This is a genomic window from Cyanobium sp. Maggiore-St4-Cus (assembly GCF_024345615.1).
Lineage (GTDB): Bacteria > Cyanobacteriota > Cyanobacteriia > PCC-6307 > Cyanobiaceae > Cyanobium_A > Cyanobium_A usitatum.
The window spans coordinates 260,091-275,059 of record NZ_JAGQBL010000002.1; the positions used below are offsets into that span (position 1 = coordinate 260,091).

Here is a 14,969-nt window from a genome sequence, read left to right on the forward strand (position 1 = left end):
ATGAGTGATTTGCCGGAGCCCCTGTTCAGCGCTGCCGCCCCAGATCTTGCGGCTTTCCCGCTGAGCCCCTTCGGCTGGCCACCCTTCGGCGGCACTGGCCCGGACGATCCCGCCTTGGCCGCTTCACTGCTCTTGCCGGGCACCTGGCCCGGCGATCCAAGCCAGCCGTTTGCGTCCTGGACCAGCGGATTGCAGTCACCCCACGGGCGCTGGGATGCCGCTGCGGCCGACGCCTCCGGCTCCACCGCCCCACTGGATGCCCCCAGCGATCGGGCCGCCGGCCGTGATGTTCTCACCGGCTCCCTTCAGGACCCGATCGCCGGCCTGGACCTGCCGCCGTGGGGCACGGCGATGGCGCTACCGCCCAGCGGCCTCCGGCGCGAGCGCAGCAATGAGCTCTATGTGATCAGCGGCGGCGATGCCACCCTCGACGATCTGGCCAGCCAGCTGAAGCGGAGCGGCGGTGCGCGGGTGCTGCAGCTGAAGCCCGGTGAAGGCCTGCGTGAGCTGGTGGAGCGCCTGCAGAGCGAGGTGGAAACCGGCTCCTTGCATCGGCTGCACCTGATCAACCACGGCGCCCCCGACCAGCTGGTGATCGGCTCCACCGTGCTCAGCAGCCGCAACCTGGGTCACTACCGGAACCTGTTGGAGCGGCTGGGTTCACGGCTCAGCCATGACGGTGACCTGTTGCTCTGGGGCTGCGACATCGCCGAATCGGCAGCAGGGCAACGGATGGTGAGTCGGTTGGCGGAGCTCACCGGCGCCGATGTGGCCGCCTCCATCGACCTCACCTTTGCTGACGCTGCCAGCGGCCGCAGGGACTGGGATCTTGAAATCGCCAATGGCGCGGTGGCAGGCGGCTACCAGGACCAGCTCACGGGGCTTGGTTGGAGCGGCAGCCTGGGGGGCTCGGTCTCATTCACCGTCGCCGATGGCAAGCTCTCCATCTCGGATGCCAGCGGCACCTTTGGCATCAGCGGTGACCTCGGTCCGGCCAACAGTGGGACCGTGGTTCTCAGCGGCGCCATCAGCCAGAGCCTGAACGTTATCAACCTCAGCAGCATTGAGGTGAGCGGCAAGAGCTATGGGATCAACAACATCAACCTTGATGATCCCCAAACAGCACAGCTGCCTAAAGCTTATAACATATCCCTGCGTGCAGAAGGTGGCGATCCGACCATCGATCTAACGGGCAATGTCGATACTTTTGGTGGAGACGTTGCGATCAAGAGCCAATACGACTTCATTGATGTCCCGCTGATCTTTTGGTTCCCCCAGTCAAGCGGCTCAATCAACCTGGGCAGGCAAGACTCAGGCCTAACACTCAGCACTCGCAAGCTCACGATTAGCCAAAGCATCAAGGTCGGTACACCCGAAGCTGTCGATTCGAAGCAGAACCCCAATCTAAATGCTCTTGTTGATTCTTATTTGATCGACAAAGTATTGAACACCGGGGCCTATGGCATCCAGAATGCGATTCTACCTGTCAGTGTCAAGGTTGGCTCGATCGATAACAATATCGCGTTCACCAATGCCAAGGTCACTGCCGCTGATGTTGAGGTTAAGGGAGACTCAAGCCTAAGCCTGTCCAGTCAGGCCTTCGTTCTTGACTCATTTAGTCTGATTAGCGCAGGCCTGACAAAGTTGATTCCGAAGCTTGACGTGGCCGCCTCCGTTGTCGTGGGCTCGGCGAAGACCAACATCTCGCTCAGCAGCTCCACAATCGACGCCAGCGGCGAGGTGACATTCGCCAATACATCCAGCAGTAAACTTAGCGCTTCAGCCCAGGTTGCCAGCAATACATCACCGAAGTCTTTCTCCGATAAAAGCCTCTTTGAAGTCACCAAGCCCTCCGGCAGCAAGAGCGGCATAGCCTTGGGGGTGACCTATGGCACCACCGAGAGCACGGTGGACCTCGACAGCACGTCGACCATCAGCGCAGGCGGCAACATCACGATGTCGGCCACCAGCAAGCCCAGTGGCTCGGCCAGCGCCAAAACCAGCATCTACGTGGATGGCGCTGTCGCCTTGATGAGCGCGGCGAATCAGGACAACGCCAAAGCCACCATCACCATTGACGGCAAACTCACCTCCGGACAATCAGCTTCTCCCTCCCTGGCGCTGCCAAGCGTTGATTACATCCCCAGCCAGTCCTTCAGCGTAGCCAGCGATGGCAGCGTCACCAATGCCAGCGGGCAGGCCGTAGGCCCAAGCATCACTCTCGACAATGGACAAGTGATTCGGTTTGCCGCAAACGGCAATGATCTCTATACGTTCCTTGGCAGTAGCGGCAGCTCGGTTGATCTTGCCGCCATCAACCCCATCACCGACTCGCGCTTTGCCCAGGCCCCGGCCTGGAGTTTTGGCGCCAACCCCGATCTGCAGGTGGGCGATACGGTGAAGGCGGTGGGTTTGGCCACCGGATACACCTACCTCGTGGAACCAAACGATGCAGGTGCGTTGGTTCTCAAAACCGCCAACGGTACGGCGGCAGCCAGGATCGACAACCTGCCAGACGGCAGCTCCCAGCTGATCGATCTGACCACTGACCAGCCGGGGTTCCGCTTCGTGGATGGTGATGTGGTGCGCTGGAGTGATGGCCAGACCTATCAATACCTGGCGGACCAGCCGCAAACCATCAATACCTATACCAATTTCCCCTTCAATCCACTTGAGGGCTGGAATCTGCAGTCGTTTCTGCAGGACAACCAGCCGCTACAGATCACCGCGATTCTCCCTGATCCAAACAGGCCCGGATCAGCGAACTATGTGCTGGCGGCTGATCAGCCAGAAGCGATCAGCGCCGCCGGCGCCACCGGCACTCAGCATCTCCTCTATGCCTCCGGCAGCCTGCAGTTCAACGGCGGCTCCAGCGATGCGGTGGATGTGGCGAACTCCGAAATTCTGGTGCCCGCCGATCAGATTGATCTCTACAACCGCTTTTCACAGGGCCAGGTGGTCACCTACACGGTGCAGGCCGATGCCACCTCCAAGCAGGACAGCTTCCCGATCGATGGCGTGGTGTCGGGCATTCCCTACTACCTGATCAAACGCGGCATCGATGCCCAGGGGCGTGGTCGCCTGGCCCTGGCCGCCATTCCCGACGACGTGGTAGCCAACAACTGGATTCTGTTCTCCGCCCTGGGGGCCGGCGGGGTGCATCTGCTCAGCGGCGAACTGGGCGGCACCGCTGCCCTCACCCTCACGCCCGATTCCGCCATCAGCCCGGCGGCGATCAGCCCCGTGGCCCAGACCACAGCCCTGCAACTGCTGGGCACCTACGGCAATGGCGACACCATCAATCTCGGCTTGCTCAACAGCGCCGGCGGCAGCGATGCCCAGGTGTTCACGCTCACCTTCGCGGGCCTCAGCGGCGACCAGGCCCAGATCCAGCAGCAGGCGGTGCAGCAGCTGGTGGCTGGGCTCAATGCCAGCCAGGCCATCGGCAGCGGTGTTGGTGCCTTCCTCCAGGCCAGCATCGACCCCGCCTCGCCCAACACCCTGCTGCTTCAGGGCCTGGTGGCCGGGGTGCCCTTCAGTGTTCTGCCCAGCACCAGCAATGCCAGCGTGGCCCAGATCAGCCAGCTGCAGCTGCAGGGCACCTTCCAGGCCGGCGATCAGATCCAGCTGGAGGTGGCCCGTGCCGATGGCCGCGACACCGCAACATTCACCTACACCACAGTGAATGGCGACAGCCAACAGATCGCCCGGGCTTTGGCGTTGTTCCTGCAGAGCCAGCCCTTCGCCACCGCCAGCACCGGCTACCTCACGGTGGCCATCGATCCAGCCAGCACCGCCAGCCTGCAGCTCACGGCCAAGGTGCCAGGCGAAGGCTTCCAAATCTCCCGTGCCTCGGTCACCGGGAGCACGGGGCAGCCAAGCGGCGGCCAGGTGCGTCTGACCACCCCGCGGGACAATGTGCTCGATACCAGCACCGATCCCCAGCTGGGCATGGCGGACACGGTCGACGCCGTCATCGCCCCGAATTGGCTGGGTCCGGTGTTCCAGGTGAGCGCCATCGACGGCAAGGCCACCGGCGCCCCGCCGGACAGCCTGGTGACAAACCAGCTGGCGGCCCTGAAACAGGGCCTGTTCCAGAGCGGCGATGGACGCTTCCTGGGGGCGGATCTGGTGCTCAGCAGCGGCAACAAGCTCTACACCAACGCCAGCACCACCACCAGCGCCGCCACGCTCAAGCCGCGCCAGACGCTCTATGTGGAAACCGGTGATGCCCCCGGGGTGAGCGGGGCCTACTGGACCTATGCCGGCAGCACCGATCTGCAGATCAGCAGTGCCAGCCAGCTGCGCGCCCTGCTGCCTGCCAAAGCCTCCAGCGACTGGCTGCCCACCTATGGGCCCAGCGCCAGCATCGCCCGCACGCTCGATGCCAACAACCAGCCGCGGCTGCAGTTGATGGGGGTGTCGAGCGGCGGCTGGACCCTGCGGGACAGCGCCATCGCCGCGATCTGCCAAGCGGCGGTGACCGTGGAGGTGGGCATGCCGCTGTTGAGCTTCGATCCCACCGCCGCCGGCACGGTGGATGCGGTGAACAACACCCTGCACCTGAGCGGGCTGAATGCCTTCAACGGCCAGGTGTTCACCTACTACAGCGATCCCAACTACAGCAGCACGGTCACGGTGCCCGCGCTGGCTTCAGGCTTCGCGGAAGGGGTCGTCGCCGGCAGCAACCGCTGGAACGCTGTGCAGCTGCCTTCTTCCCTGGCCGATGGCGCCCTGGTGGCCGCCACCTTCCTCACCGGCATCCCCCTACCGATCTCTGCCAGCGCCCCTGCGGACCTCACTCCCACCAACACCAGCCCGCTGCCGGCAAGCCTCGCCGGCATCGCCAACGGCTCCTCTCTCTACCTACGGCAGCTGAAAGACACGGCCGGCAACCCCACCGGCGTGGAGCTATTCAGTGATGCAGCGGGCAAACAGCCGATTCTGCTCGGGGCAGCGGCCGCATCGCCGGATCCGGCCTACTTCCAGGTTCGCGTGAGCCAGAGCCAAGGGTCGGTGCCGATCCAGGGCCTCACCCCGGGCGAGCAGTTTCAGCTGCACGCCCTTGGCAACGATCTCTACCAGGTAGCGATTGATCCCCTCCAGTTCAATAAATCCCAGCCCTATGCCCTGCGCGGCCAGCAGATCACGGCCGGCACCCAGTTGCAGAAAGTCAGCGATACAGCCAGTAGCACCAGCCTCCAGGACAAGAACACCAGTAATCCTGGCATTACCTTGACGACGTCTATCGACGCCAAGGACAAGGCCAAGTCGTCCGGTGGACCAGGGGGCAACCCCAAGCTCCGCGACTATGCAAGCAATCCGTGGCTGGGCCTAAACCAGTTAAAAGGCTTTTCGGGAAAGACACTTGAAGCTTTTCTGGGCACGAAGTTCAAGGATGCGATTAAAGAAGGAGGAGGTGGCTATACGGCGGGAGGCAATAAGGGTTCTATCTCCGGATCTGTTGCTGTCAACGTTGTCAGCCACACTGCCAGAGTTACACTCGGCGATAACGCTATTCTCACATCATCTGGAAAAATTGCAATTAGCAACACGACCAAGACCTTGCTGAACACCTGGTCGGAAGCCACCGCTGACTCTGAAATTAGCACCCTAGGCGTTCTTTCCGTAGGCGTAGCTGTGAACACGGTCGACAATACGGCCGAGTCAGTCCTCAAAGGAACCATACAGGCAGCCAAAGGAAACGCTTTGCCGAATGTCGAGATAACCAACACAATCGCCTATCCCAGCCTGTTTTTTGACACCTTCGGTAGCCCCGAAAAGATTGGAAAGTTTTTCAGCAATCCGTCCAACGCCGTCGGGGCTATCTCGAACGTCAGTGGCACATTGATGCAGAATGGCTTCAATTCGTTCGCCACGATTAAGAACAAAGGCAAGGCCAGTAAGTTTGGATTAAATCAAGATGATGTTTTAACGCAGCAGGCTGGCACCAGCCTGGCAGGGGCCATCTCGGTGAACTATAGCCAGGTGACCAACACGGCCCGCACCCTCCTCGCGGGCGCCATCAAGGCCAACAACTTCATCCATACGAGTGTTGTGGACAACAGCCTGGTGCTGGGTGCCGGCATGTTGCACCAGGATTTTGGGCTTGATCGTATCTTCAGCGGCTTTATTGGCGACAAACCAGGAATGCCACCAACGCCGACCTTTTGGGGAGGCAAGAAGGGATCCAAGCGAGCCGCCGAAGGGTGGGGAGCTGCATTCCAGGAATTCCTCAGCTGGGGCAATGTGGGCAAAAACGGGATCGGCGCTTCCCTGCAGTTGCTAAAAATCGCCAACAGGGCGAAGCTGGAGATCGGAGCATCGGCCAAGATCAACCTGGCCGGCAAGCTATCAGCCAAAAATAAACAAGACGTTTCGGGAATTAAGAACAGCGCAGGATCCACACAAGGTGCCAACAATTTGGTGAGCCTTGCCGTGGGCGGGGGTAGCTCTGAGAATTTTGGCCTCACCGGTAGCGTGTCGGTGACATTTGGCGATGGTAACGATACGGGCACCAGCGTGGATCGTGGCGCCACAATCAAAGCGGCAGCAGCCAGTCTGGTGGCGCTCGATAATGCTAACAAGGTGGATATCGCCGGCGCGCTCCAGTACAGCACTGCAGTGGGAATCAGCACCTCGCTGATCATCAATCAGCTGCGACGCAAAACCCGCAATTCCCTGAACAGTCTCATTCAGCTCAGCAGCGATGAGCTTGATAACTTTGTGCTAGATGCCGCCAACGATGGCAGCATCACGGCCATATCCGCAGCCGGCACCTTCATGCGCACCGCAGGGAGAGGTGGCGGCAAAGTGAACTTTTCGGATGATAAACTTAGCGAGGATACAAGCAACAGTTTGTCGTATTGGACAGGCCAAATCATATCCTTTGGATTGGCGGGTGCTGGCAGCGTCAACGTTCAGCAACTGGCAAACACCGCCGAAAACAGCATCGATGCCGGCAACGCTGTCGTTGATGCCGCTGCTGGGGCCTTTCGCATCAGCGCTTCGGCAGCGGACCGCACCAAATTGCAGAACTGGAGCGGTGCCTTCGGCTACGGCGGTGGTGGTGCCACTCAGCCAACGGCAAACGCAGCGGCAGGGATCAAGCGCCAGGAAGAGTCCGGTCAGTTCACCATCGCCGGCGCCGCCACCGTCAACCAGGTGTCCCGCCAGGTGGGCAACTCGCTAAGCAATGCCGACTTCGGCGCCACGGCCCTCAGCTACTCCGCCAAGGCCATCACTTCGGACGCTGAAGCCACGTCTGGGGCCATCAGCCTGGCCATCGGAGTGAACAAGGCCACCAACCTGGTGATCCCCGGATCGTTGGCCTTCAACTTCGACAATCCGCCCGGCAGCGACGGCAATGCCATCTCATCCACTGTCAGCAAGATCACGGGCACCAACCTCGTCAGCCTCCAACTCACGGCCACCAATGGAGCCGATGCCACGGCCATCGCCGGCACCCTGGGCCTGGCCATCAATCCGCTGCAACCTGATCCAGTTCCAGACCAGCAGCAAACCAGCGTCCCGGCCACCATCGGTTTTTCCGTTGCCGTTAACGACCTCAGCGCCACCACCAGCGCGGCGGTGAAGGACAGCAGCCTCTCCTACGCACCCACCCCGGATCTCAGCACCAAAGTGGTGGAGCTGGTGGCCGAAACCAAGGATCTGCAGCTCACCACGGTGAGCATTGCTGCCGCGGGCTCCGGCACCGGCGGCTCCGCCCAGAGCAGCCTCGGAAGCTATGCGATCGCCGGCACCGGCGCTGGCGCTCAGAACACTTACAGCAATCCGATCAGCGTCACGATCAGCGGCAGCACCATCCAGCCAGTTGATCACAACGCAACACGGGATATCAGTCTTGGTGCCACCGCTGACGAGCAGATCCTCAGTGTCACCGGCGGTCTGGATGTGGCCATGGCTTTCGCTGCTCAAGAGCAAACCGGCCCCACCGGCGCCCTGTCGGTGGCCGCCTCCGCCTCTTACAACGAACTCAGCGGCGCCATCACGGCCCAGATCGATCCCAACAGCAGCATCACTGCCAAGGATCTGAGCCTGAATGCCACAGACAACAGTCAGATCGGCGCCTATGCGATTGCCGGTGCTTTGAGCGTTACCACCTCGAAGCTTTCATCCAGTTTCGGTGGCGCCTTTGTTGGAGCCGGCACTGGCAACACCATCGATCGCCCCCTCAAAGCCGTGATCGGTGATCCGGATGCCAGCACCCCCGGTAGCGGGGTGGTGCGCACCACCAGCACAACCCTCAAGGCTGAGCGAGGGACTCAATCGCGGATCATCGCCGATGCCGCGGGCGCTGCCCTCACCTTTGTCTCAACAGGGACCGAGTCTAAGTCAATCGCTGCCAGCTTCGCCGGCGGCTTTGCCTTCAATGAGCTCAAAGGCGGCATCACGGCCGGCATCTACAACATCACCGACTACAGCAGCACCGGTGCCACCGTGATCACGGCCACGGGCAGAAAAGCCGATCCTTACTTGCTGGCCTACGGCAGCATCGCCAGCTTCGCCGGTGGCTTTGCCGTCAGCGTTGACCTGGGCTCCACCGAGGGTCAGGCCATGGCCGCCGGCGGTGCCTTGGGGCTGGCCGTCAGCAAGAACACCATCAGCGATGCGGTGACGGCGAAGATCGCCAACCTGCGCCTGGCCAATCCCGACAAGGCCTTATCGCTTGGCTCCCTCACCATCGAGGCCAAGGATGAGCGGCAGCTCAACACCCAGGCCACCGGCGACAGCCTCACGGTTTCCCGCGGTGGAGGCACGGCCGTGGCGGTGGGTGTGGGCGCCGCCAGCAGCACTAACACCATCGAGGCAGCGGTGGAGGCGGCAGTGGAGCTGGCCTCAGACCAACTGCTGAATCTGAACGGTTTGCTGAGAGTGACAGCGACTGACCTGGCCCAGATCCAGACTTTCGCCCTCGCCGTGGCGCTCTCCTACGCCGATGGCTCCAGCGGCGTGGCCCTGGCCGGGGGCGGTGCCGGCAGCACCAACACGATCACCGCCCCGGTCACGGCGCGGGTGAAGGCGGGCAAAGTCAAAGGCGGCACCAACAAAACCGCGCAGACGACGATCAAGGCCGCCAGCGGCGAAACCAATGCCCAAGGTGATGTCACCAACAGCCGCGAACTGGTGGCGCGCCTCGGGGCGGGATCCCTGGCCGTCGCCCGCGGCCGGTCGGCCACCTCCTTCGGGGCCAGCATCGGCGCCGTCGATGTGAACAACACCCTCCAGGGCGCTGTGACCGCCGAGCTACGGGCCGACAGCGTGAATCTGCCCGGGGCGCTGAACCTCAGCAGCGTCAGCGCTGACAAGGTCGACACCACCGTGGCGGCGGCCTCGATGGCGGTCGGCGTGAGCCAGACGGGTGCCAGAGGCGTTGCCATCGCCCTCTCGGGGGCGGGCGCCGGGGCGCGCAACACCCTGGATGCGGCCAGCTCCGCCAACGTGGTGCGATTCTCGGATGCGCTCAGCGATGGCAAGGGAGCGCTCACAGTCGGTGGAGCGCTGAACCTCACCAGCACCAGCACCGGCACCATCGAGGCCAAGGTTGGCAGCGGCTCCCTGGCGCTGTCCTACGCCGGAAACGGCAGCGCCTTGTCGCTTGCTCCTTCGGTGGGCGTTGCGGTGGCCAGCAACACCCTCAAGGCTGACGGCAACGCGGCCTTGAAGGGGTTTGGCAGCGTGACGGTGGGCGGCGACCTGAGCCTCAGCAGCACCAGCACCCGCACGATCGACAGCACCTCCGTGGCCGTGGCGATCGGTGCGGCCATCGGCAGCAAGTTTTCCCTCGGCCTGGCCGGCGGCGGCGCCAATGCCCTCAACACCATCGAGGGCGGCAGCCAGGCGCTGCTGTGGGCCGACACCATCCAGGCCGACACAGGCACCATCAGCCTCTCCGGCACCAGCAGCGACACCATCACCGCCCAGGTGCAGGCGATCGCCGGCGCCGGCCAGGGCAGCGCCACGGGCAGCGGCGGTGCCGTCTCGATCGGCGCTTCGGTGGCCCGCAACCGCCTTGGTGTCAGCAGCGACGGGCCAGCCGCCAGCGGCGACGGCCTGGCGATCGGCGCCTCCGTCCGCGGCCACGACGGCCAGGCCGGAGTGAACTCCCTGGCGGCCCAATCGCTGACGCTGAAGGCCGACCAGACCAGCACGATCGACGCCACCGTGGGCGCCACCTCTGCCGCCATCGCCTGGACCAATAGCGGGTCTGTGGGGGTGGCAGCCAGCGGCGCCGGCTCCGAAGCCACCAACACCCTCAAGCAGAGCGTCACGGCTGAAGTGGTTGGCGCCGGTGATGGAGCCGCCCTTCGCCTCAGTGGCGGCGACCTGACAATCAGCGCCATCGATTCCAGCTCCGTCAGCAACACCGCCTGGGGGGCGGCCCTGGCGCTGAGCGTCGCACAAAAGGGCGTGTCCGTCGCCCCGGCGGTGGGCGTGTCGCTGGCCGACAACACCCTGATCCGGCAGCAGCGGGCCGAGCTGGCGGGCTTCCGGCGCAGCGCCACCAACCCGCACACGGGGGGAGTGAACAGCCCCGGATCGGTGAGCATCACGACTGAAAGCAGCGGCACGATCCAGGCCAAATCGGTGGCGGTGGCGATCGGGGTCGCCATCGGCGACAAGTTCAGCCTCGGCCTGTCAGGCGGCGGGGCCCGCAGCTTCAACACCCTCCTGGGGGCCAACCAGGCCCTGCTCAGCGACAGCGATCTCGGTTCGACCAGCCAGGCGATCGTCGGCGCTCTGAGCGTGGAGGCAACAGACACGGCCACGGTTAACAGCGAAGTGGATGCCATCGCCGCCAGCATCAGCTTCTCCGCCAGCTCCAGCACCGCCGCTGCCGCGATCGGCGTGGCCCTCAGCCGCAATTTCATCGGCGAAACCCAGGGCAACCGCGGCGTCAGCGGCGGCAGCCCCCTGGCCCATGCCAATCCGGTGCGCCAGCAGGATGGCGGTGCGGTGCAGGGCAACCTGCTGCAGGCCGGCATCCGCGGCAGCAATCTCCAGCTCCAGGGCGATCTCACGCTGAAGGCCGATCAGAGCAGCACGATCAGGTCGTACGTCGACAGCTTTGCGGCGGCGATCGGCCTCAGTCCCCTAGGGGACACCTTCGGCTTCTCCCTGGCCGGAGCTGGCTCCGAGGCGACCAACCGCGGCCTGCAGACGGTTCTGGCCAGCTTGGAAGGTGACTCCGCGACAACGAGGCTGGCCGCCGCCGAGGTCCTGGTGGAGGCCCTGGACCGTGCCCGGATCGACTCCACCGCCTGGGGTGCTGGCTTGAGCGCCAACTACGGCGGATCAGCGTCGGGCAGCGCCAGCATCGGGGTGTCGCTGGCTCGCAACACGCTCCGCACCCGAGTCGAGAGCCGCCTGAGCCGCCTCGGGAACGCGACGACGACGGCGCTCACCGTGGCAGCCCACAAGGCGAGTGCCGAGGGAGACCAGCCCACGATCCGAGCCACCTCAGCCGCTGTCTCGGTCGCCCTGGGCGCCTCCCCCTACTCCACACTGGCCCTCTCCGGCGGCGGCGCCGATGCCATTAACACCGTGCTCGGCGACGTGCTCTCCACCCTGGAGAACGTCGATCTGACCAGCAGCGGCGCGATCCGCATCGAGACCGCCAACGACCAGAAGCTCAAGGCCGGCGTGGGCGCCGGTGTCGGCTCCGGGTCGTTGGCCCCCAGCAGCCTCAGCGCGGCCGTGGGCGTCGTGAAGGTGCAGAACCTGATCGGCGTCGGCTCCGCCTCCGCGGACGACCAGGCCCGCGCCGCGGTGCGCAGTGCCGTGATCGGCAGCCGCCTGCAGACCACCGGCTCCGACGCCGACCTGAGCGTGACCAGCGGCAGCACGGCCGCCTACGACGCGCTGGCGGTTCCTGTGAGCGTGGCGCTCACCACCGCCGGGGTTGGCAGCGGCGCCTTCTCGGGCGCCTTCAACGACTCGCGCATCGCCAACGCCGTCGCCAGCGACAGCAGCGGCAGCACGCTCCTCTCCGCCCGCGATCTGGTGATCACCGCCACGGGCGACAGCCAGGTGAGCCGGGCGAAGACCGACGGCGGCAGCCTGGCGGTCAACTTCGGTGCCAGCGGGGTCTCCGTGGCGGTGGGCGCCGCCCAGAACGACAACCGCATCGACAACAGCATCGCCGTCACGATCAGCGACGGCGCCAGCTCCGGCCAGCCGGTGCCCCAGCGTTCCGCCCTGCAGTCCGGCCGGCACCTGATCGCCGGCGCCCGCGAGGAGCGGGCCAGCCTCAGCAGCATCGAGGCGATCCCGGTGGCCGCCGCCCTCGGCGGCGCGGTCGCCCTCTCCGGCGGCGGCGCCGGCATCCGCTCCGTGGTGGCCAACCAGGTGACCACCCGCGTGCAGGGGGCCGTGGACCTCAGCGCCGGTGTGCTGGCCGGGGTCTCGCTGGAGCAGGAGTCCCTCAGCAGCGCCAGCGGCGGCGGCGTGCAGCAGACCGAGCTGCGGCCCTCCGGCCCGCTGCGCATCGGCGACACGGTGCAGTTCAGCCTCGCCCAGGGGAGCGCTGTGGTTGAGGTGAGCTGCACCTTCACCAGCCTTGACCCGGCGAGCCAGATGCAGCAGCTGGCGGCGGCCATCAACGCCGCCGTTGCGACCGCCAGGGTGGCAGAGCCTTCCCTGAGCCTCAGCGCCGCGGCGGTCAGCCTCACACCCGACGGTGCCACAGATCCGCTGCAGGCCGTGAGGCTCAAGGGCGCCGCCGGGGCCGGATTCAGCGTGGCGGCACTGGCGGTCCTGCGGCCCCGGGCGCTGGCCGGCTCCCTGCTGCTGCAGGCCGGGGCCCTGAAGCCGGAGCTGTCGCAGGCCGGAGCCCTGAGCAGCGGCGACACGGCAGGCACCAGCCTCGAGGGCCGGATCGTCGCCGTCAGCGCCGCAGTGGCGGCCAGCGGCGGCATTGCCGTGGGTGTCGGCACGGTGTCCAACGCCGTGGAGAGCAGCCACACGCTGCAGGTGGACGGCAGCAGCGGTCAGGGGACGGGCCAGAGCGCCAGCCCCTCGCTGCGCGCCAGCGACAGCCTGCAGCTGCGCAGCCAGGGCCGCCAGGGCATCGCCCAGACCCAGGTGATCGCCGTGACCGGCGCCGGCGGCGCCAAGTTCGGCGTGGCCGGCGCCCTGAACTTCGCCAGCGCCGAGGGGCTCGGCAGCAGCCGCACCCTGGTGAACGGCGGCCGCCTCGAAGCCGACCGCATCGACGTGAGCGCCGGCGCCAGCAACGCGCTCGACAGCAGCGCCTACGGCGGCGCGGTGGCCGGCGCGCTGGCCGGCGGCGGCTTCGGCTACTTCCAGGCCCACAGCACCCTCGGCAGGCAGGGGGGAGAGGCGGAGGTGGAGGCGCGCCTCGGCGACGGCGTGGTGGGCCGCGCCCGCACGATCAGCCTCAGCACCAGCAGCGCCGACAAGGTGCTGGCCGATTCGGTCAGCGCCTCCCTGGGCATCGGCTACGCGGCCGGCGCCGGCGCCGGCGCCCAGAGCCAGGCCAACACGTACCAGACCCTGCGCACCGCCATCGGCACGGGCGCCGACCTGCGGGCCAGCGAAGCGATCAGCCTGGCCACCACCGTGGACCAGAGCAACCGCGACGGATCCACCGACGAGATCGTTGACAGCCGGGCCCAGGGCATCGCCGTGGCGGCCGGCATCGGCGTGGCCGGTGGCGGCGCCGCGACGCGCAACACGATCGCCAGCGATGGCCGCATCGAGGTGGGAACCAACGCCCTGCTGCAGGCCCCCAGCCTCAGCCTCAATGCCGCCAACCGGCTGAGCAAGAACAAGTGGGGCGATTTCCGCAACGACAAAGCAACATCCGAAGAAAACTTCGAGGCAGACCCAGGCACCGGCCAGACCTTCGGCGGCGATGCCAACACCCGCAGCATCGCCGGTGGCGCCGCTGGCATCGTCATCAGCCCTTCGAAGACCAGCATCGGCAGCGACACCAATGCCGATGAAGCCTTCGGCAGTGACATCAGCATCGGCAAAAACGCTCAGCTGCTGGCTACGGGCAGCAGCCGGGCCCCCGGTCGCCTGGCGCTGTCGGCCGCCAACGACGTCTTCGCCACCGATCTCAATATCCTCGATGCGGTCTCCGGGTTCGGTGTCAGCGTCGGCACCTCGACCCTCACCAACGACGCCCGCGCCCGGATCACGGCGGACATAGACAGCCGCCTCAGCAACGCCAGCGGCGATGTGAGCCTCAATGTGAGCGGCAATGGCACCCTCAGCAGCAGCAGCTCGGGCCTTTCTGGACTTGTCGGGGTGGGCGTCAGCGTTGCCAATGCCACCAACCGCCCGAATCAGAGCATCAACCTGGACGGGGCCACGATCGAGGGCGGCAACATCCGGCTCTGGTCCGGGCTGAGTGATGCCGGTGTGCCCAACCTGCTGCGCACCGTCGCCGATGCCAAGAGTTCTGTGATCACGCTGGGCGTCACCGTTCCCGATGCCACAGCCATCACCAGCGACACCAACAGCATCAATATCGCAGGCAACAGTGCGTTGAAGGCGCGGGCCAACGTGGACCTGCGCGCCCAGCCGTTGTTCGGCACCCGCGGCCCCAAGGCCCGCAGCAGCACCGATGCCCAGGTTCGCATGATTGTGGGCATCCCCATCCCTGGAGAGGAAAACCGCGACGACACCACCACCAACACCATCACCATCGCCGACACGGCCCGGGTGACCGCCGGCCTGCAGCACGATCTGCGCCTCTGGGCCCTGCCGGCCGGCGCCGACCTGGCTGGCCAGAACGCTGCCCTGCTAGCCACCCTGCCGGCGCCGCTCGAGCACGACAAGTCTCTCAGCGACGCCCAGAAGCAGGCCCTCGGCATCGATCTCAGCACCGATTACACGTTCCGGGTTCTTGATGCCCCGGCGGGCAGCGGCTCCGATTACGACAACCAGGTGGCGGTGCTGTTACCCACGGAGCTGTGGAA

General features: G+C 65.4%; 1 protein-coding gene (only partly in view). It reads left to right on the plus strand.

Annotation, left to right across the window (positions count from 1 at the left end):
* Nucleotides 1–14,969 carry the beginning of a DUF4347 domain-containing protein gene (locus tag KBY99_RS03050; RefSeq protein ID WP_254997295.1) on the plus strand. 19,963 nt of this gene lie beyond the right edge of the window, so only the first 14,969 of its 34,932 coding nucleotides appear in the window; its start codon is at nt 1–3; the stop codon falls past the right edge of the window.